This is a genomic window from Ureibacillus sp. FSL K6-0165 (assembly GCF_038004285.1).
Lineage (GTDB): Bacteria > Bacillota > Bacilli > Bacillales_A > Planococcaceae > Ureibacillus > Ureibacillus thermosphaericus.
Map to the genome: position 1 here is coordinate 2574853 of NZ_JBBOQS010000001.1, position 20568 is coordinate 2595420.

Here is a 20568-nt window from a genome sequence, read left to right on the forward strand (position 1 = left end):
ACAACTCCGTTTATCTTATTTAGTTCAATATATTTTTCATTGGAGTTGTATATTCAAACTAAAAGACCTTTCCGGTATATTCAATCATTCGATTTTCCTTTGTCACGATAATTTTTGTGACACTTGCTCCTTCAATTTCAAAGTCCCATATATGTTGAATTGGTAATCGCAAAATCGATAATATTAGGGCGCGAATGGCTACACCATGGGATACAACAAGAATTTTCCCCGAGCTCAATTTTCTTGCACAAAATTGAACAAACTCGTCCATTCGTTGAATAACTTGTTGGAAACTTTCCCCGGTATCAGGGGTGTATCGTTCTGGATAACAGCAATATTCCTCGTATCTTTCTGCATCATCATTTTGAATTTCTGCAATCCGCTTTCCTTGCCAACTACCTAAATGAATTTCTTGCAATCTAGCATCTTTTTCAATCGTTAAATAATGACCTACTAATATTTCGGCAGTGTCATAGGCTCTTTTTGAAGGACTAGAAAAAGCCGCATCAAATGAAATGTCTTGAAGTTGCCCTTTTAAACGCATGACTTGCTCAATGCCCATTTTCGTTAAATTTGAATCGAGCCACCCTTGCAGCCGCCCTTCTTTATTCCATTCTGTTTCTCCATGGCGCACGATATAAAGTTCTAATTTATTTTCCATACCATTCATCCATAACTTGCTGAAATTTTTCGATTGCTTTTTCGCTTTTAATTCCAATTCGAAGCCATTTGCCATCCATACCAACAAAATTTTCTGTATGTCTTAAGACAACTCCATTACGAAGGCAATAAAAATAAAAATCTCTTGTTTTTTGCGATTCTTTCAATTGAAAGCATAAAAAGTTCGCAACGCTTTTCGTTATGATGCATTGTTGTTTGTGCAAATAGTTTTCTAGATTTCTTTTTAATGATTGGTGATTTTCAATGCTTTCTTTTCGAAATTTATCATCTTCTAAACACAATCTGCCGATTTCGATTGCCAAAGCATTTACGTGCCAATGAGGAAGCTTTTCTCTCAACTGATTGATAACATTTTCGCTTGAAACTAAATATCCTAATCGAATGCCAGCAATACCGTACATTTTCGTCATCGATCTCATAACCGAAAGATTAGAATATTGTTTTATTAGGGAGATAACAGATTCAGATTCATCGGTCCAATCCATAAAGGCCTCATCAACTAACAGCTCACAACCTACTTCTCTTCCGTAAATCAAGAGTTCTTCAATTATATCCTTTGAAATAAGGGAACCCGTTGGATTATTCGGATTACATAAGTAGAGGCAAGAAGCATCATGCATGCTCTTTTTGATTTGATTCATTGGAAGTTTGTATGTCGTAATTTCATGAGCCACATATTCAATGATTTTGGCTCCTTGCGCTTCCAACGTCGATTTATATTCAGAAAAGGTTGGATGAACGATGATTACTTGTCGATTAGTAAATCTTCCAGCAAAAAAGGTTAATAATTCTGCCGCGCCGTTTCCAATGATAAGGTTTTCTCGTTGAACATTTAGTTTCTTTGCTAGCATTGTTCTTAACGGTTCTGCTTCTGGATGCGGATAGGTGGAAATATGGTGAATGAATTGGGGCCAAGCATCTTTCACTTTCTGAGGAAAGCCAAATGCATTCACATTTTCACTTAAATCATATACTTTTTCAGGAATTGGAATCTGAAAACGTTGATAAAGTGTTTTGTAATTAGCCCCATGCGACGGTAATTGCAACGACGCCACCTCCCATGATAATCGTAAATAGTGCTGAAACGATAAACATATGGCGAATTGCTTCTTTAATATGGTTTACCTCTAACGGCACATCCGCTTTTCCCATATAAGCTCTAAAGGATTGTACACCTTGGTAAGAGTTGTAGCCTCCTAGTCTAATTCCAAGTTGATAGCTGGTAGCAGCTTCTAAATAACCGCTATTAGGACTAGGATGTTTTTTTGCATCTATCCTCCATAAACGAATCCGTTCAGTTAACGAGCGATGGGTTTTATTTTTCGTGAACAATAAAATAATCAAACCTGTTAATCGACTTGGAATAAAGTTAGCCACGTCATCCAACTTTGCACTAAATTTTCCAAACTCAATATATTTTTCATTTTTATAACCAATCATGGAATCTAACGTGTTAATTGCTTTATAAGCCCATAATCCAGTTGCTCCAAAAAGACAAGCGTAAAATAGTGGTGCTGTTACCCCATCACTTGTATTTTCAGAGACTGTTTCTACAACACCGCGCACAATTTCCGATTCCTCTAAATGTTCGGTATCGCGCCCCACAATCCACGATAGTTTTTTTCTAGCTTCATTTAAATCTCCTGCAATTAACGCATTATATACTTCCATTGCTGCTTCTTTTAAACTTTTTTGGGCTAGTCCAATCCCAATCAATACCCCTTCAATGAGTATGCCTACTATTACATGAATTTTATAAGCTAAATACACTATAAGAAAAGTTGTAATAGCTACAACAGATACAACGAGAATACCGGTAATCATTCCTTTAAGAAAGCGGTAAGATCCTTTATTGAAACGATAGGTAAGGAATCTGATGAATGAACCGATCCACCGAACAGGGTGGGGAAATTTTGGAGGGTCACCGATAAAAGCATCTAGCAATTGTCCAACAATCACTGCAACAATCGTCATGTTTTCGATATTCCTTTCGTATAAGCAATATATTCATCAACGGCCATTGTTAACGTTTCATATAAGGCTTTTCCAACAAACGAACCAAGTTTTGTAATGGACCCTCCATATTCATGAAATTCCCCTTTTTGAGTGGAGGCAATGCAAACGCTATCAGTAGAAGTACCTGTCGCAATCGTGCCGGAATTGGAATCGATAATGTTTCGTTCCGCGAGCACTTTTGTTTTCACTTCAATAGCGCAACATAATGCTTGAATTAATGCCTCATCCGTTAAATAACCGTTTATGAAAATAAAGATATTGATTGTGCCATTTGCTGGTTTATAAGAATATGCATGAGATTTTGTAACATCCACCGCATTACTCAATCCAGCAGTAACAAGTAAAACGATGGAAGTTTCACCCTCCTCGTAAAAACGTGAAAATGCAAATTTCATATCGACAGCCGTCATCATCGCTACGGTTTTATCAAGTGGAAAGCCTTTGGATAGAAGAAATTGTTTCATTTCCTCATGGGCATCCTGAGGAAAGTAGGATTTATCAACAGTACGATTAATAAAATATTGATAATGACCATAACCAGGATTGTGCATAGCTGAACTAAACGTGCGCATGGGTTCATTCGCTTCAATTGCAATAAATTCTCCATAATTTTTGATACATTCAAGTGTTATCATTCTATTCCCTCTTTTTGACTACTCTATTAAGTAAGTTAACACAAATCGAAGTTTAAGTGAACAAACAATACAGCAGGTTAAGAAAACTTATGACTGATTGTTCAGGTGTTTCCTACTAATTGCAAGTAACCTGCTAACGTAGTAGATTTTTCAATAAAACGAAAAAAAGCAGCTCTTAATGAACTGCTTTAAATAGACTTTAATTTTTGAACTGCGCTGCAAACCGCATATTTTACATGCTCGTATGTTAAGCCACCCTGTACATATGCAGTATACGGCGGTCGTATTGGACCATCTGCTGTTAGTTCAATACTTGAACCTTGAACGAAAGTGCCTGCCGCCATGATGACATCATCTTCGTATCCAGGCATGTATGACGGAACAGGTGCATAATGGGCATTAATTGGAGAGGCTGCTTGGATTTCTTGACAAAAGGCAATCATCTGCTCCGAAGTTTGGAACGATACGGATTGTATTAAATCCGTGCGGTATTCCGTATAATGAGGAGTTGTCTTCATTCCAACTTCCTCTAATATGGCAGATGTAAAGATTGCTCCTTTCAAACTTTGCGCCACAATATGAGGTGCTAAGAAAAAGCCTTGATAAAAATCGATTAGTGTATTTAAAGATGCGCCAGCTTCTCCACCAATGCCAGGGCTCGTCATACGATAAGCGCATTTCTCAACTAAATCAGCTCTACCAGCAATGTATCCACCTGTTTTGGCAAGTCCTCCTCCTGGATTTTTGATAAGTGAACCTGCCATTAAATCAGCCCCAACTTCTGTCGGCTCTAATCTTTCTACAAACTCACCGTAGCAATTGTCAACAAAGATTACGACGTCTTGTTTGATTTCTCTTATTTTTTCACACATTTCACGTATTTGATCAATTGTAAAGGAAGGTCTGATTGCATAACCTTTTGAGCGCTGGATTGCAACCATTTTCGTCTTTTCATTGATGGCTTGTCGAACACCTTCCCAATCAATTTCACGATCATTAATTAAATCAATATGTCGATACTGAATATCGAAATCTTTTAAAGAACCTGTATCTTTTTCACCACCATCAACAATCGATTGGAGGGTATCGTAAGGTTTCCCTGTGATATAGATTAATTCATCTCCAGGTCGTAGCACACCAAATAAACTTAACGTAATCGCATGAGTTCCAGAGATAATTTGACTTCGAACAAGGGCACTTTCTGCACCGAACACTTCCGCATAAACTCGTTCTAAATTATCTCGTCCCTCATCATCATATCCATACCCTGTTGATGGATTAAGATGAAAATCGCTTACTTGATGTTTACGAAAAGCAGCTAATACCTTTTGTTGATTGAAAAAAGCTGTTTCATCCACTCTTTCATGGTAAGGCTTTACTTTTACTTCGATTTTTTTTGCAAGTTCTACAATTTCAGGTTTTAAGTTAGATACGAACATTTGTGATACTCCTGTCTTTTTTGCTTTTGAAGGAATTTCTTTTATTTTTATCCTTTACCATCTTATCAGTTCGTTGAAAGGAGTCAACTGTATTGCTGGAAATAGACAACCTAAACACTTGAATTTATTTAAATACTTTCGCCTTTTCCTCAAATACATGCTGCACTGGACAAAATTCCTGGAGTTATCAACTCGCTCAATAAAAAAGGGGAGTCCTCTCAAGAACTCCACCGAATAATTCATTATTTAAACTCTAATTCTCCATCGTACGCTTCCATGCCGCCTTCTAAATTTGTCACATTATACCCATTTGATTCTAAAAATTGGCAAGCATTAGCACTGCGAACACCCGAACGGCATACAATAATATATTCTTTTGTAGGATCTAATTCCTTCATGCGTTCAGGGATAGATCCTAAAGGAATATGAACAGCACCTGGAATCATTCCGTTTGCCACTTCAAAATCTTCGCGTACATCAATAATATTTAAATCCTCATTGGCATCTAATAAATTAATTAATTCTTCCGTTGTCATTGTTTTCATACTTTAAACCTCCAAACTTTCATCTGCCAAATATTATAATCCACAAAATAAAAATCGGCGAGTAGAATACTGCCGATTTTCCCAGGATTACTCCTCTGACTGAAGAGAAATTGATTTAGATGGTGAAAATGTTGAAATGGCATGTTTATAAATTAAATGTTGTTTACCTTCCGATTCAATTAACACCGTAAAGTTATCATAAGACTTAACAGTTCCTTTTAATTGGAAACCATTTAATAAAAAGACAGTTACAAATGTATTGCTTTTACGCAAATTGTTTAAGAAAGCATCTTGTAAATTCATTGATTTCACACCGCACACCTCATCTATTTTTTTCTCTAGTGTAAATTATTCGATGCAAATGGATTATTTTCCTTCTTTATTATAAAAAAATTTAGACATTTTTATTATGTTTTCCCAATCATTTCCTATCCATTGCACATCCATTTTGTTTCGAAAATACGTTAGCTGCCTTTTTGCATATCGACGGGAATTTTGCTTAATTTGTTCCACCGCTTCTTCCAAGGAAATATGGCCATCAAAATAGTCATATAACTCTTTATAACCAATTGCCTTAATGGATTGTACGTCTCGAATATTTTTCTCCCATAAGCGTTTGACTTCCTCAAGCAACCCTTGTTCCATCATTAAATCGACCCGTTTGTTAATTCTTCTATACAATTCTTCCCGGTCGATATTCATACCAATAATTAAATGGTTGTACAATGGAACATTACCTCGATTCAGTTCCTCCGATTGTTTAGAAACTCCGTGCAGTTCAATTAATTCCAATGCCCGAATGACACGGCGTGTGTTGTTCGGATGAATTGTTTTGGCCGTTTCCGGATCTAGTGCTGCAAGTTTCTCATGCATTGCTTTTGGCCCCACTAATGCGAGTTCCTCGTAATATTTCTTGCGCGCTTCTTCGTCCACTTTTTCTTCAGTAAATTGAAAATCGTATAATACAGCCTGAATATATAAACCTGTTCCGCCAACGATAATTGGCAGTTTTCTCCTACTTTGAATTTCCTCTATTTTTTCTCTTACTAATCGTTGGTATTCCGCTACGGAAAAGCTTTCAGTCGGTTCTTTAAAGCTTAATAGATAATGAGGGATGCCTTCCATTTCTTCTTCTCGGATTTTTGCAGTCCCAATATCAAGACCTTTATAAACTTGCATTGAATCGCCGTTAATGATTTCACCTTCAAAAGCTTTCGCCATTTTGATGCTCAATGCCGTTTTTCCAGAAGCGGTAGGGCCAACGATTGCTACTACATCAATTTGTTTTTCCATTTTTTAACCACCGTAATAGGACTTGATATACTACTTCTTTATTTTGTTCATTTAATATTTCATGTCGCATGCCTTCAAACAAATAAACCGCAACATGCTGAAGGCCTGCATCTGTTAATTCTTTTGCGACTTTAAACACCCCTTTACCATTGTTCCCAACCGGATCTACACTGCCGCTAACTAAAAGAACAGGCAAGTCTTTTCGTATTTTTTTATTTTCATCTTTTTGATGAATTAACAGCAGCCCTTCTGTTAAATCTTTAAAAAATTGATGGGTTGGGATGAATCCGCAATAAGGATCTTCCAAATAATTTTCCACTTCTTTTATATTACTGCTTAACCAATCAAATGGGGTTTTAGCGTTTTCAAATTGTTTGTTGAAGCTTGTGAAAGTTAATTCATTCATCCATTTACTTTCCATCTCTTTTCCTTGATAACGAGCAAGAAATTTGGCAAGGACATTCCCAACATAATGTAAAGCTGTTGTTGAGCCCGTTCCACATAAAATACTTTGATGGATGAGACTTGAATGAAGTTGAATAAATCGGCGGGCAATAAAGGAACCCATGCTGTGGCCAAATAAAATACACTCAAGCTCATCATTCATCGTTTCATTCATGACTTCATACACATCTTGCACAACTCGCTCAAAACCATCTTCGTCACAAAAATAGCCAAACTTTCCGCTCGCTTCACCCGTTTTCCCGTGCCCTCGGTGGTCATGTACAACCACTCGATATCCATTCTGACACAGTATACGGGCAAATTCATCGTAGCGATCTCCATGTTCTCCCATGCCGTGAAGAATATAAAAGTTTCCGATTGGCTGTTCTTGTTCATAAATTCTTGTGTAGATTTGTACTCCGTCACTCATAGTGATCCATCGTGCATTTTTCACCGCCATCACCCTTCGCATCTTGAATAAATTGATTTAACTGCATGGAATAAAATAACTTTTCATTTTCAGAATAGCCAAGCCTTTTACTCATTATTTCAATGACCACATCTTTTGTTCGTTCCACGAGTGCAAGATCAAAATACATGAGGCCTGTTCTGCGGATGAAAAAATCAGCTGGTGTGTATGCCATTTCATAATAAATGCTATAAAGCAACTGAGCAAACAACGTTTTTGGAAGTTTATCAGTCGGTTCTTGTGATTCTAGTAAAGCAAATACCCGTTCGACATTCCTTCCATACATGCGGGCAAGCATCTTTGCTTCTTCGAAAGGGAGTCCAACCTTTGCCCCTTCCATTGCCTTGTGATTTACAAATGCCTCAAAATTGTTAGAGTGAAGACCCTCAGCACCAGAAAGCGATAAAGTTTTTGTTTTGCATTTTGTCGCATGACGAAAACGATGTTTCTTCACGATTTTATCAACAATTTGTTCCGCCATTAGACGATACCCAGTGAGCTTTCCCCCTGCGATAGTCATTAATCCGCTTTTTGAAGTCCAAATTTCATCTTTTCTTGAAATCTCAGACGGATTCTCTTCTTTTTCAAAAATGAGAGGCCGAATACCAGCCCAGGTAGACTCTACATCTTTTTTATCTAAAGATAGGGATGGAAATACGGAACGCAGAGCATTCAACAAATATTCCACTTCTTCTTTTGTTGCAACCGGATGAACAAGGTCTTCATGATAAAACGTATCTGTTGTTCCGACGTATATTTTTTGATTTCTCGGGATGGCAAACACCATTCGACCATCTTCTGTATCGAAATATATCGCCTGCTCTAAAGGAAGTGCGGACTTGTCTATTACAATATGAATTCCCTTTGTTAATTTTAATACCTTTCCTTTTTTATTATGTTGAACATCTTTAGATAAAAGTTCATCTACCCAAGGCCCTGTAGCATTGACAATTTGGGTGGCATGGATTGTTATTCTTTTCCCAGTTATTTCATCACGTACTTTTGCTGCAACAATTCGATTTTTCTCATAAACAAATTCCGTTACTCTTGCGTAATTTAAGCAAATCGTTTTATATTCTACCGCTTTCTTAATTGCCTCGATGGTCAGTCTTGCATCGTCTGTTTTATACTCCACGTAATAACCAGCTCCGCGCAAGCCGTCCTTCTTCAAAAACGGTATGAGTTGAAGTGTCTCTTTCTTTGAAAGCATTTTTCGTCGTTCTGATTTGCGTACTTGTGCTAATGAATCATAGATTTTTAAGCCAATGGATGTGGATAGTTTCCCTAAAGAACCATTTTTGTAAATAGGAAGTAGCATTTTTTCAGGAGTTGTAACATGGATGCTATTTCTATAAACAATTTCTCTTTCTCTCCCTACTTCCGCTACAAGAGCAAACTCCAATTGTTTTAAATAGCGAAGTCCTCCGTGAATCAGCTTCGTTGAACGGCTGGAAGTGCCTGCTGCGAAATCTTGCATATCCACTAACGCCACGGAAAGACCTCTTGATGCAGCATCCAACGCAATACCTGCACCAGTAATTCCACCGCCAATAACCAACACATCAAACGAATAGTTATTTAACAGTTGCAACATGTTGGAACGATTTTGAAATGAAAACATCCGCACACTCCTTTATTAAGCTTTTGCTACTTCCTTTTACATAACCCGTTTAAACATTTTTTCAATTTCATAAGTAGAGAAATGAATCATCACCGGACGTCCATGAGGGCAAGTAAACGGATTTTCCGCTTTACGCAGGTCGTTTATAAGCGCCACCATTTGTTCTTTCGTTAAATAATAGTTCGCTTTAATGGAACGTTTACAGCTCATCATGATGGCTGCTTCTTCTCTTAATTTTTTTACATCCGTTTTTCGAGTTTTTAATACTTGTTCAATTAATTCTTCGATGATTTCTTGTTCAAAACCTTTTGGGAACCAAGTTGGATGTTCACGAACAACAAAAGAAGATGAACCAAACTCTTCGAGAAATACCCCTACTTCTTCTAACGCTTGTCGATTTTCTTTTAAGATGAATGCCTCATCCTGGCTGTAGTGGAACGTTAACGGAAGCAATAATGCTTGCCGCTCATTCGGATCCACTTCCCCCACCTTTTCTTTAAAATATTCATATTTTATTCGTTCTTGTGCAGCGTGTTGATCGATTAAATAAAAGCCATCTTCCATTTGTGCAACGATATAAGTTCCGTGAATTTGCCCAACCACTTCTAGCTCCGGAAATGGTTCTGTATGTTTAGCGACGATGGGCTCTTCAACAACTGCCTCAGCCTTTTCCATAGTTGTTTCATCACCCTCATCTGTTTCCTGATGGCTAGTTGTATTCTCCCATTGGTTCACTAATTCTGTTGGGGGTGACTCTATTTCTATTTCATCCATTGCAGGACTTTCATTTATAACAGCCGATTCATCGGCTAGACGTTCGACAATTGTCTTGATTTTTGATTCATTAATCGTAGGTTGTTTCCAAATATTCATTTGCTCAGAAATTGGTCGAGTGATTTTCTCTTTTTTTTGAGCTAATGGGACATTCATACGTTCACGAATCGCATGGCGAATCGTTTGTTCAATCAACGGCAGCAACTCTTCTTCTTTACTTAAACGAATTTGTAATTTCGTAGGATGAACATTGACATCAGTCAAATATGGATCGCCTTCGATGTACAATGCAACGATTGGAAAGCGTTCGATCGGCAAAAAAGTGTGATAAGCATCAACGATTGATTTTTGGACTAAGTAATGTTTCACCCATCGTCCATTGACGAAAATGGAGATATAGTTTTTAGACGCGCGTGTAATTTCAGGCAAAGAAGCATATCCGTGAATGGAATAGTCTCTATTTTCTCCACTGAAAGCTATCATCTTTTTTGCATTTTGCATTCCGTAAATCGCTGCAAGTACTTGTTGCACATTTCCACGACCATTTGTTTGAAGGAGTGTTCCTCCATTATGAACAAGCTTAAATGCGATATTTGGATACGCAAGGGCTAAACGATTCATTAGATCGATGGAGTGCCCGAGTTCTGTTTGAATCGTTTTTAAATACTTTAGCCGAGCTGGAGTATTAAAAAATAGTTGGGACACGGTAATTTCTGTCCCTTTTCTTAGTGGCCCCGGCTTTTTCGATACAATATTTCCACCTTCAAGTTCTAATTCAATTCCCGATTCCCCGTCAGAAGTTTTTAATTGAAGTTTCGAAACAGCAGCGATAGATGCAAGAGCTTCCCCCCGGAATCCAAGGGTGCGGATGCGAAATAAATCTTGCTCTTTCGAGATTTTGGATGTCGCATGGCGATAAAAACATAACATCGCATCAGTCTCATCCATGCCGCTTCCATTATCAATGACTTGAATAGAGGTTAAACCCGCTTCCTCAAGAAAAACTTCAATGGATGAACTTCCTGCATCAATGGCATTTTCAACAAGTTCTTTCACAACCGATGAAGGTCTTTCAACAACTTCCCCCGCTGCTATTTTGTTGGACAGCCATTCATCCATCAATTGAATCTTACCCATGCGTATCCCTCCTTATTGTTTTAGTGATTGTTGCAATTCGTACAAAAGATTCATTGCTTCCATCGGTGTCATCGATACGATATTTACTTTTTCTAATCGTTTTAAAACTTCTTGCTCATGAGATTTCAGCGATTTCTTTTCTTGTTTAGGCTCTACATCTTCTTCAAACAATGATAGTTGATGAACCTCTTCCTCAATTTGAGGGGCTGAGTTGTCTATTTGTTGTGATTCAAATTCCTCAAGCAAAATTCTTGCCCTTTCAATAATCTTCTCCGGCATATTTGCTAGTTTCGCCACATGAACACCGTAACTTTTATCTGCTGCTCCTTTTTTCACTTTATGCAAGAACACCACATTGCCATTTTTCTCAACCGCACTCACATGAACATTTTGAAGTCGTTCAAGTACCTCTTCTAAAGCAGTTAGTTCATGATAATGTGTGGAAAATAGCGTATTTGCACCGATGTGATCGTGGATATATTCCATCATGGCTTGAGCAAGGGCCATCCCATCATATGTTGATGTACCTCGTCCAATTTCATCAAATAATAACAAACTTTTTTCCGTTGCATTCGTAATGGCATGCTGACTTTCCAGCATTTCCACCATGAAAGTGGATTGGCCAGAAGCTAAGTCGTCAGCGGCTCCTATGCGGGTAAAAATTTGATCGGTAATCGGTAATTCAGCTTCATCACATGGTACATAACACCCCATTTGCGCCATTATGACAATCAACGCTACTTGACGCATATATGTACTTTTCCCAGACATATTCGGTCCGGTAATCAGCATCATATTTTTTTCTTCTGTTAACACACAATCATTTGGTACATAGCCTTGTTTATTTAACATTTTTTCAACAACTGGGTGTCTTCCGCCAATGATTTTTAAACCTTTTCCTTCATGGAAAGTCGGCTTAGTAAATTGATATTTTTCTGATACAACTGCAAAGCTTAAGTACACATCCAATTCGCTAATAATTGAAGCGAGTTGTTGTACACGGGGAATATATGCTTTTAACTGTTCTCTTAATTCAACGAATAGTTCGTACTCAAGAGCTAAGCTTTGTTCTTCTGCATTCAAGATTTGTGTCTCTTTTTCTTTTAATTCTTCCGTAATAAAGCGCTCTGCATTGGCTAGTGTTTGTTTTCGATGATAGCGAGATAAATCTACATTCGATAAGTTCGATTTTGTTACTTCAATGTAGTAACCAAAAATTCGGTTAAAGCCAATTTTTAAATTTTTGATGCCTGTTAGCTCCCGTTCTTTTTGCTCAAGCTGAGCAATCCAATCCTTCCCGTTTCGGGCAATATAGCGCAATTCATCTAGTTTTTGATTGTAGCCTTCTCGGATCACATCCCCCTCTTTAATGGCAACTGGCGGATGATCCGTAATAGCTCTTGAAAGTAATTGCTCAATATCCTCACAAGCGTCCATTTTACTCGCAAGGTTTATTAACGTTTCTTTATTGCTTTCGAGAAGTTTTTCTTTAATGGTTGGGACTTGTCTTAATGATTCACGAAGTTGCGCTAAATCTCGACCACCTACATTGCCAAATGCAACTCGTCCTGAAAGGCGCTCCAAATCATAGACGCTTTTTAGCAGTTCCCTTAATTCATCACGCAAGAAAAATTCATCCAGTAAATCGGTCACGGTGTTTAGTCTTTCTTCTATTTGTGCTCGGTTCGCGAGAGGTTGGTGGAGCCATTGTTTTAACTTTCTTCCGCCCATTGCCGTTACCGTCTCGTCTAAAAGCCAAAGCAAAGTTCCCTTTTGATCCTTTCCACGAATGGATTGCAGGAGTTCTAAGTTGCGTTTTGAATTGGCATCGATTTGTAAATATTGTTTCGTTTCGGTATATGTAAAAGGTTGAATGTGAGATAAGGAGCGCATTTGAGTACGTTCAATATATTGAAGTAAATATTTAGCCACACCGAAACACTTTTTCGGGAGATGGAGTAAATAGTTGTTAGCTTTTTCATCGTGCATCTCTTCATTTTCAATAGATAAAACAATGCCGAGATTTGCCGCTTGTTCTTGTAAGAGAATTTTTAATTCATCTGTCACTACAAGTTCTCGAATATTATAGGCTTGTAATTGTTGAAAAAGCCCCTTTACGCCGCCTTCAATGATGAAAGACTTCGCTTCCCCAGTGGAAACATCCAAATAGGCAAATGCAAATTCATGATCACTAATTCGCTCAGCACATCCGATGAAAATGTTTGATTTATTGTCAATTGTTTTTCCTTCAATCATCGTACCTGGTGTAATGAGTTGAATGACTTCACGCTTCACTACACCTTTTGCTTGTTTTGGGTCTTCCACTTGTTCGCAAATGGCTACTTTATAACCCTTTGATACTAATGTTTCAATATAGCTTTGGGCGGAGTGATATGGTACACCGCACATCGGTACTCGTTCATCTCCACCCGCATCACGTCCTGTTAAAGTGATTTCAAGTATTTGAGACGCTTTCAATGCATCTTCAAAAAACAATTCGTAAAAGTCACCTAATCTAAAAAAGAGAAAAGCATCTTCGTAATCTGCTTTAATGGATAAATATTGTTGCATCATTGGTGTATATGTAGTCATGTTATTACCTCACTTAAAATTCTCTAAGCTATTATAACATGACGAAAATTATAGCGATAACCAAGAAAACATGCTTTTTAATATTAGGAGCACCATCTTATTATTCTATTGATGGTGCTCTCAATGGAGATTATTGAAATGAAGAGGAGTCTTCACTGCTGCTTGATTTTTTATAATCGAAATCTGAAGAACTTGAAGAGGAAGAGGAGCTTGATGATTCATCATCATCGTCATCAAAATTCCATTCTTCTTCAAATTCAATTGGATGAACTGATACTACCACTTTTGTTTCACCGATTACTTCCACTAAGAATTCGCGTTCAATCACAATGTTGAAGCTATCGCCTTGTTGGTTGATCACTGCTTCAATGCAGTTTGGTTGTTGTAATACTTTTACATGGACTTCATTTGAATCGATGATTTCTTCATCGCGATAATGTAATTTTATTCTGTCTTTATAAGGAATTGTTTCTGTATAAACAGCAGTTTTTGAATGGTTATGATATGCATACCACACATTCACATCAAATTTACCAGAAACTTCTACATATTTACCCACTTTTTTCGCAGAATAGTGGTGGTTGATTACCCAACAACCTAATATGCTTGTTGGCGTGTTAGGTGGACGCATCACTTCACTGGATTCCGTACGTTTTTTCCCTTTCGCCACAACCGCTTTTGTCACGATTTGACGCAAACGTTTCAAACAATTTCCTCCTTTTCATCTAGTCGAACTATTGTATGCGGCGAATGCCTAATTGGTGAAATATGATCTTTGTTTTTAAAGAAATTTGTTAAATCCTGTCGATTAAAGCAATAATGAGTTGAACTAGTGCATTTGCCTAACAAACATATAGTATTAAGGGAGGTTAAGAAGTGTTCCAGTTTGCGTAAAAAATTCAAAAGAAAAAAGGCTACTGGAAAATCAAACATTCGATTTTCCTTGTAGCCTTTTATTAAGAGCAACTTCCAGGACTCGTATTTTGCACTTTTGATCCCGTTTCACCAGTAAGTAAATTGCCGCCAGTTGATTCAATAATATCGTTTGTAACAGTTGTCGCAATCGCGTTGGAAACTAATTGCAATAGTATATTAACTTCCATTTGAGATTGTTTAAACTGCTGAACAACTGGTAATTCATCGATTTCTTTTTCTATTTCCTCGATTTTTTTCTCAACAAGTTTCAGCGCTTTTTCTTTCCCTAAATGTTGGAAGTTTACAGCTTGTTTTTGAAGGGATTTTAAACTTGCAATTTTTTCACGCACAAATTGATTTTCATTAATTTGAGCTTCTGCTTTTTTGAAAAATTCTACTTCTTCAGTTTGGGCAATCATGTGAGCGATTTCTTTCGCTTTTTCAACAATTTCATCTTTTGTATATAATTTAGTCGCCATTAGATTTCCACCTCTTGTCGTTTTACCACTTCTACAAATTCACCGCGAAGAGAGTAAGAACTTGCTTTCGTGATTTTCACTTTTACTAACTGACCAATTAATTCTTTCGGGCCAACAAAGTTTACTAATTTATTTCTTCTTGTATAACCAGCTAATACATCACTGCGTTTTTTACTTTCGCCTTCAACTAACACTTCAACAATTTGATTTTCATATTTTTTCAATGCAGCTTTTGAGAATTCTTCTACAACGGCATTGAGGCGGTATAAGCGATCTTTTTTCACTTCCATTGGAACGTTGTCTTTCATTTTTGCAGCTGGCGTACCTTCACGTGGAGAATAAATGTAAGTAAATGCTGATTCAAATCCAACTTCACGATATAAATCAAGCGTTTCTTGGAATTGTTCTTCCGTTTCGTTCGGATATCCAACGATGATGTCAGTTGTCAACGCCACATTCGGAATAGCTGCTTTAATTTTTCGAACAAGTTCTAAGAATTGTTCTCTCGTATATTTACGAGCCATAATTTTTAAGATTTCATTTGAACCAGATTGAACTGGCAAGTGAATGTGTTCAACTAAGTTTCCACCTTTTGCTAACACTTCAATCAAGTGATCGTCAAAATCGCGAGGGTGGCTCGTTGTGAAACGAATGCGTGGAATATCAATTTTACGCAGCTCATCCATTAAATCGCCAAGTCGATAGTTGATATCTGTGAAATCTTTACCGTAAGCATTTACGTTTTGTCCAAGAAGCATAATTTCTTTGTATCCTTGAGCTGCAAGTTCTCTTACTTCTTGAATGATTTCTTCCGGTCTGCGGCTGCGCTCTTTTCCTCGAGTATAAGGAACGATACAGTATGTGCAGAATTTATCACATCCGTACATGATGTTTACCCAAGCTTTAATAGAGCCTTGTCGAGCTTTTGGAAGGTTTTCGATTACGTCCCCTTCTTTTGACCAAACTTCAACGACCATTTCTTTAGACATGTACGCTTCTTTTAAGATATATGGTAAACGGTGTATGTTATGCGTACCAAATACCATGTCAACATGTTGGTATTTCGTTAAAATTTTATTTACAACCGATTCTTCTTGGGACATACATCCGCACACCCCAAGCAACATATCAGGATTTTCTCGTTTGTATTTTGCAAGAAGGCCTAGTTCACCAAATACTTTATTCTCTGCATTTTCACGGATGGCACATGTATTTAAAAGTACGACATTTGCATCTTCTACTGAATCAGTAGGTTCATATCCTAGTTGCATGAAAATGCCGGCCATTACTTCTGAATCGTGTTCATTCATTTGACAACCGTATGTGCGAATATAGAATTTACGGCCGTCTCCCATTCCTCGAAACTCTTCAGGAATTTTAAAATCTTTATGATATTTCACTTCTTCTTTTCCGCGTTTTTTCGCTTCTTTTAAAGAAGGAGCAGTGATTACTCGTTCAAAATATTTGCTATAATCTTTTTCTGTTTTTTGAGGTTTTGGCTGTGCTGCCTGACTATTTGCTAAACGTTGTTCTTCGTTCATTGATTATGAATGACTCCTTTCTATTGGATTCATAGAGGAATCCCATTTTTTAATTATAACGAATAGTTCATTAAAAGAACAATATTTATGATACAATTATGCTACTTTTGACATATTTACCGTACTGAGAGAAATCGCTCATATTGCTTGTGATTCTTCTCTTTTATAATGGTCAAAAAGGTTAGGCAATTTTGAACAACAGTAAACCAATTGAATGGATATCGTTGTTCAAATTGATATTTCGACAAGGTCAATACGGATTGAAAAAGCTCTGTTGGTTCAATATTCTTCGCTTGTAAATGCGCTAAAAAAGCAAGGAACCTTTTATGATCTTCAACTGTTAGTTTTTTTTCATCTACAAGCTTATCAATTTGTTCTCGATTTTGAAACGAATTTGCTTTACGAAACAAATTAAATAATTGTTCCTCATGTTTTCTCTTCTTCATGGAGATGAAATCAATTACATTGCTCAATGGTAAGACCTCGATTTCTATCTATCTAAATATTTTCCTATACCCATTAATGAAATTGCGCCCTTATCTCCCATATTACCCTCTTTGGAGAATAATTTCGAATGAAAAATATAGAAAAAGAAAGAAAGTACTTTTAACTTAAATAATTGCAATTTTTAAATAAATATTAAGATAAGCCAACATACTCAAAAAAATACCAACTTAAGAGAATCTAACTGTCAAAGGACAGAATTCAATTCACTTAAGTTGGTTTCACTACATTGATATTCGATTTGACACAAAGAGCATTTTACATAAATTCTTTTACTAATTCGTTAAATTGATCTTCATCAATTTTTAAATCCACATCCACTAGCGGCTTTTCTGCAAAACCTTCTAATTGTTGTTCATAAGGTACGGATTTAGTATCTTGATAAACGATACCTGTAACAAGGCCATCTTTTTCCATTACTGTTTGCATCGCCATTTCACGATTTTGAGGGTCGTAATGTTCAATATCGCTTAATTTCGTTAGATGTTCTTTAAACCATTCATACGTGTTCACTTTATTGTAAGTCACACATGGGCTAAATACATTAATGAAGGAAAACCCTTTATGTTGAATACCTGCTTCAATTAAAGCAGTTAGTTCTTTAATATCAGATGAAAATCCTTGAGCAACAAATGTTGCACCTGCTGATAGAGCAAGTTCCAATGGCTTAATCGATGGCTCAATTGAACCATTTGGTGTTGATTTTGTTACGAATCCGTAAGCAGAACGTGGAGAAGTTTGACCTTTTGTTAAACCGTAAATTTGGTTATCCATTACGATGTAAGTAATATCGATGTTACGACGAATGGCATGAACCGTATGAGCCATCCCAATCGCATAACCGTCACCATCTCCGCCAGTAGCAATGACATGTAAATTACGATTGGCAATTTTTAGACCTTGAGCGATTGGCAATGCACGGCCATGTGTACCGTGAAAACCATAGGAATTGATATATCCACTAATGCGTCCTGAACAGCCGATACCGGAAATGATTGCAAGTTCATGTGGTTCGATACCGACATTGGCAGCTGCCCGTTGAATCGCTGCTTGCACAGAAAAATCTCCGCATCCAGGACACCAGTTAGGTTTTACGTTGTTACGAAAATCTTTAAATGTTGCCATTAGTCAAGCAACTCCTTTACACGAGTTTTTAATTCACGAGGCAAGAATGGAGTGCCGTCATATTTCGTGATACTAAATGTTTTGTTATGTCCACCAATATTCATTTTCATAATATTGGCCAATTGACCTGTCGCATTATTTTCCACCACAATAATTTTTTTCGCACGGTCTGCATAAGGTCTTAATTCATTGGCTGGGAATGGATGAATTAAGCGGACATGAACGTGGTTCGCTTTAATGCCTTCTTGCTCCAATAATGGGCGAATTTCTTCAATCGCACCTCGAGTTGAGTTAAAACCAACGATTAAAACATCAGCTTCCTCATGAGGCGCATCGACATAAATTGGATCTTTGAAGTTTAAATAATTTAATTTACGTAAACGCTTGTCCATTTGATTTCTACGGTTTCCTGGAGCTTCTGCCGGTTTACCAGTTTCATCGTGCTCGTTTCCTGTTACTTTGTGAATGCCGTGTAGTTGGCCTGGAAGAACACGAGTTGAAATTCCGTCTTCCGTTACTTCATAACGTTTGAAATCTTCTTTCGGATCTTTTTCTGGCAATTCACCAAGGTTCAATTTACCACGGCGAATTTCAATTTTTGAATAATCAAATGGATCAGCAGTTTGTTTACCAAGAGCCAATTGTAAATCCGTCATCACAATGACTGGTAGTTGCAATTCTTCAGCAATGTTAAATGCTTGGATTGTATCGTAAAAGGCTTCTTCTAGTGTTGAAGGAGCAATTACTACTTTTGGAATTTCTCCGTGTGTACCGTAAAGCATCGCCATTAAATCAGATTGTTCTTGTTTTGTTGGAAGCCCTGTTGATGGACCGCCCCGCTGTGTGTCGATGATTACAAGCGGCTGTTCAGTCATACCAGATAAACCGATGGATTCCATCATTAAGGATAAACCAGGACCTGCTGATGCAGTAAAGGCACGTACTCCGCCAAAGTTCGCACCGATTGCCATCGTACAAGCGGCAATTTCATCTTCTGTTTGAATAACCGTACCACCAAATTTAGGAAGTTTTTTAATTAAATATTCCATGATTTCAGAGGCCGGAGTGATTGGATATGCAGCCATAAATCGAGAACCAGCAGCAATCGCACCTAGCGCAACCGCATCATTACCAATCATGAACATGCGTCGTTTGCCATCTGCTGGTTCTAATTCCCATTTACCAACTTTATCGCCAATGAGTTCGCAAGTTGCATCATAACCTCGTTGAATGGCTTCCATATTCTTTTTTACTACTTCTTCACCTTTGCGGCCAAAAATTTCATCTACAACTGCTTGGAAGCTTTCAATTGGCAAGTTTAATAAAGCCGCAGTTGAGCCAATTGCTACCATGTTCTTCATTAACGATGTGCCAAGCTCAGTAGCAATTTCTGTAAACGGAACAGAAAAGAGTGGCGCTTTTGAGTCTTCAGGATTTACCGGCTCAAATTTACTATCAGCCAAAATGATGCCGTTTTCTGTTAATTCTTTATAATTGACCTCTATAGTTTCTTGGTCAAATGCCACTAAAATATCTAAATCGTCCGCAATTGCACGAACTGGTGTTGGGCGAACAGTAATTTTATTATTTGTATGACCTCCCTTAATGCGAGAGGAGAAATGACGGTAGCCATATAGATGATAGCCTAAACGATTCATTGCCATTGAGAAAATTTCACCAGTACTCTCAATACCTTCACCTTGTTGCCCACCGACTTTCCATGAAAGCTGATGTAACATTCTAACATCTCCTTAAAAAACTTTTAATTACATACTTTTTTCTTATTTAAATATAACATGAATCGATTTTCTTGAAATACGAAAAACGGTTAAATATTTCAATTTCAGACCTTAGACGGAAAAGTTCGTTCAAAACTTTGTAAAGGTTACAACACTTATTTTTCCCTGCTATGTATTTTCTAAAAGAACTTTTCTTACATAGGAGAATCTTGTTAATTCGATCATTATTGGCCATTTCAAGATAATTCCACAAAAAAATGGTGGAGAATTTACTCTCCACCCTCCGTAAGTTTTGGAAGAAGTACTTCCATTCGCCACTTTGAATGATTTATCGCTGGCGTTTCTCAACTACAAGTTTTAGTGCAGTACGATCTTCTCCACCAATTTGAATGTCTGCAAATGCTGGAGAACAGATTAAATCTGTCCCGCTTGGTGCTACAAAACCACGGGCAATGGCTACTGCTTTTACCGCTTGGTTCAGAGCACCCGCACCTACAGCTTGCATTTCTGCATATCCTTGCTCTCGAATTACCGCAACGAGCGCACCTGCTACAGAATTAGGATTTGAGCGAGACGATACTTTCAATGAATCCACATTTATTCCTCCCCATATTTGCTT

General features: G+C 37.4%; 19 protein-coding genes. All 19 read right to left on the reverse strand.

Annotation, left to right across the window (positions count from 1 at the left end; genetic code table 11):
* Positions 1-58 precede the first annotated feature (58 nt).
* The 19 genes from NST00_RS12740 to NST00_RS12830 all read right to left on the reverse strand — a co-directional run bounded on the left by NST00_RS12740 (position 59) and on the right by NST00_RS12830 (position 20544).
* Positions 59-661, reverse strand: a complete 603-nt coding sequence (locus NST00_RS12740) for a histidine phosphatase family protein (protein ID WP_016836849.1) — start codon at positions 659-661, stop codon at positions 59-61.
* Positions 651-1727, reverse strand: a complete 1077-nt coding sequence (locus NST00_RS12745; protein ID WP_016836848.1) for a pyridoxal phosphate-dependent aminotransferase — start codon at positions 1725-1727, stop codon at positions 651-653. The genes NST00_RS12740 and NST00_RS12745 overlap by 11 nt, the downstream gene beginning before the upstream one ends.
* Complete coding sequence (gene cbiB, locus NST00_RS12750) at positions 1702-2655, reverse strand: adenosylcobinamide-phosphate synthase CbiB (RefSeq protein WP_016836847.1); 954 nt, start codon at positions 2653-2655, stop codon at positions 1702-1704. Before cbiB ends, NST00_RS12745 begins: the two co-directional genes overlap by 26 nt.
* Positions 2652-3332 (reverse strand): adenosylcobinamide amidohydrolase, encoded by a 681-nt coding sequence (locus tag NST00_RS12755; RefSeq protein ID WP_016836846.1) that lies wholly within the window; start codon positions 3330-3332, stop codon positions 2652-2654. The genes cbiB and NST00_RS12755 overlap by 4 nt, the downstream gene beginning before the upstream one ends.
* Positions 3333-3520: 188 nt before the next feature.
* Positions 3521-4771, reverse strand: coding sequence for a methionine gamma-lyase family protein (locus tag NST00_RS12760; RefSeq protein ID WP_016836845.1), 1251 nt, complete (start codon positions 4769-4771; stop codon positions 3521-3523).
* Positions 4772-5013: 242 nt separating this feature from the next.
* The gene (locus NST00_RS12765; protein ID WP_016836844.1) at positions 5014-5316 is read right to left on the reverse strand and encodes a rhodanese-like domain-containing protein; all 303 of its coding nucleotides are present in this window, start codon (positions 5314-5316) and stop codon (positions 5014-5016) included.
* Positions 5317-5403: 87 nt separating this feature from the next.
* Positions 5404-5628, reverse strand: a complete 225-nt coding sequence (hfq, locus tag NST00_RS12770) for an RNA chaperone Hfq (RefSeq protein WP_016836843.1) — start codon at positions 5626-5628, stop codon at positions 5404-5406.
* Positions 5629-5682: 54 nt separating this feature from the next.
* Entirely contained in the window at positions 5683-6609 is a 927-nt protein-coding gene (gene miaA, locus NST00_RS12775; RefSeq protein WP_016836842.1) for a tRNA (adenosine(37)-N6)-dimethylallyltransferase MiaA, read from the reverse strand.
* Complete coding sequence (locus NST00_RS12780) at positions 6593-7483, reverse strand: alpha/beta fold hydrolase (RefSeq protein WP_083839493.1); 891 nt, start codon at positions 7481-7483, stop codon at positions 6593-6595. The genes miaA and NST00_RS12780 overlap by 17 nt, the downstream gene beginning before the upstream one ends.
* The gene (locus tag NST00_RS12785; protein ID WP_016836840.1) at positions 7476-9143 is read right to left on the reverse strand and encodes a glycerol-3-phosphate dehydrogenase/oxidase; all 1668 of its coding nucleotides are present in this window, start codon (positions 9141-9143) and stop codon (positions 7476-7478) included. The genes NST00_RS12780 and NST00_RS12785 overlap by 8 nt, the downstream gene beginning before the upstream one ends.
* A 36-nt stretch (positions 9144-9179) precedes the next feature.
* Positions 9180-11054, reverse strand: a complete 1875-nt coding sequence (gene mutL / locus NST00_RS12790; RefSeq protein ID WP_016836839.1) for a DNA mismatch repair endonuclease MutL — start codon at positions 11052-11054, stop codon at positions 9180-9182.
* Positions 11055-11066: 12 nt separating this feature from the next.
* Positions 11067-13646 (reverse strand): DNA mismatch repair protein MutS, encoded by a 2580-nt coding sequence (gene mutS, locus NST00_RS12795; RefSeq protein WP_168411725.1) that lies wholly within the window; start codon positions 13644-13646, stop codon positions 11067-11069.
* A 130-nt stretch (positions 13647-13776) separates the two neighbouring features.
* Positions 13777-14352 (reverse strand): outer spore coat protein CotE, encoded by a 576-nt coding sequence (cotE, locus tag NST00_RS12800; RefSeq protein ID WP_016836837.1) that lies wholly within the window; start codon positions 14350-14352, stop codon positions 13777-13779.
* A gap of 250 nt (positions 14353-14602) precedes the next feature.
* Entirely contained in the window at positions 14603-15040 is a 438-nt protein-coding gene (locus NST00_RS12805; protein ID WP_016836836.1) for a RicAFT regulatory complex protein RicA family protein, read from the reverse strand.
* Positions 15040-16581: a tRNA (N6-isopentenyl adenosine(37)-C2)-methylthiotransferase MiaB gene (gene miaB, locus NST00_RS12810; protein WP_016836835.1), complete on the reverse strand. Its 1542-nt coding sequence runs from the start codon at positions 16579-16581 to the stop codon at positions 15040-15042. Before miaB ends, NST00_RS12805 begins: the two co-directional genes overlap by 1 nt.
* A gap of 116 nt (positions 16582-16697) precedes the next feature.
* Positions 16698-17054, reverse strand: a complete 357-nt coding sequence (locus NST00_RS12815) for a hypothetical protein (protein ID WP_096550714.1) — start codon at positions 17052-17054, stop codon at positions 16698-16700.
* 289 nt (positions 17055-17343) lie between these two features.
* Positions 17344-18210, reverse strand: a complete 867-nt coding sequence (locus tag NST00_RS12820; RefSeq protein WP_016836833.1) for a 2-oxoacid:ferredoxin oxidoreductase subunit beta — start codon at positions 18208-18210, stop codon at positions 17344-17346.
* A complete protein-coding gene (locus tag NST00_RS12825) occupies positions 18210-19949 on the reverse strand; it encodes a 2-oxoacid:acceptor oxidoreductase subunit alpha (RefSeq protein WP_016836832.1) in 1740 nt (579 codons plus the stop codon). Before NST00_RS12825 ends, NST00_RS12820 begins: the two co-directional genes overlap by 1 nt.
* 328 nt (positions 19950-20277) lie before the next feature.
* The gene (locus tag NST00_RS12830; RefSeq protein WP_016836831.1) at positions 20278-20544 is read right to left on the reverse strand and encodes a stage V sporulation protein S; all 267 of its coding nucleotides are present in this window, start codon (positions 20542-20544) and stop codon (positions 20278-20280) included.
* Between the last annotated feature and the right edge of the window lie 24 nt (positions 20545-20568).

Excerpts from the sequence above, each read along its gene's own strand:
- NST00_RS12780 (WP_083839493.1), bottom strand. The coding sequence starts at position 7,483 with ATGAGTGACGGAGTACAAATCTACACAAGAATTTATGAACAAGAACAG.
- NST00_RS12785 (WP_016836840.1), bottom strand. The coding sequence starts at position 9,143 with ATGTTTTCATTTCAAAATCGTTCCAACATGTTGCAACTGTTAAATAAC.
- NST00_RS12825 (WP_016836832.1), bottom strand. The coding sequence starts at position 19,949 with ATGTTACATCAGCTTTCATGGAAAGTCGGTGGGCAACAAGGTGAAGGT.
- NST00_RS12760 (WP_016836845.1), bottom strand. The coding sequence starts at position 4,771 with ATGTTCGTATCTAACTTAAAACCTGAAATTGTAGAACTTGCAAAAAAA.
- NST00_RS12755 (WP_016836846.1), bottom strand. The coding sequence starts at position 3,332 with ATGATAACACTTGAATGTATCAAAAATTATGGAGAATTTATTGCAATT.
- miaA (WP_016836842.1), bottom strand. The coding sequence starts at position 6,609 with ATGGAAAAACAAATTGATGTAGTAGCAATCGTTGGCCCTACCGCTTCT.
- NST00_RS12740 (WP_016836849.1), bottom strand. The coding sequence starts at position 661 with ATGGAAAATAAATTAGAACTTTATATCGTGCGCCATGGAGAAACAGAA.
- mutS (WP_168411725.1), bottom strand. The coding sequence starts at position 13,646 with ATGACTACATATACACCAATGATGCAACAATATTTATCCATTAAAGCA.
- NST00_RS12805 (WP_016836836.1), bottom strand. The coding sequence starts at position 15,040 with ATGGCGACTAAATTATATACAAAAGATGAAATTGTTGAAAAAGCGAAA.
- NST00_RS12820 (WP_016836833.1), bottom strand. The coding sequence starts at position 18,210 with ATGGCAACATTTAAAGATTTTCGTAACAACGTAAAACCTAACTGGTGT.
- NST00_RS12765 (WP_016836844.1), bottom strand. The coding sequence starts at position 5,316 with ATGAAAACAATGACAACGGAAGAATTAATTAATTTATTAGATGCCAAT.
- mutL (WP_016836839.1), bottom strand. The coding sequence starts at position 11,054 with ATGGGTAAGATTCAATTGATGGATGAATGGCTGTCCAACAAAATAGCA.
- miaB (WP_016836835.1), bottom strand. The coding sequence starts at position 16,581 with ATGAACGAAGAACAACGTTTAGCAAATAGTCAGGCAGCACAGCCAAAA.
- cbiB (WP_016836847.1), bottom strand. The coding sequence starts at position 2,655 with ATGACGATTGTTGCAGTGATTGTTGGACAATTGCTAGATGCTTTTATC.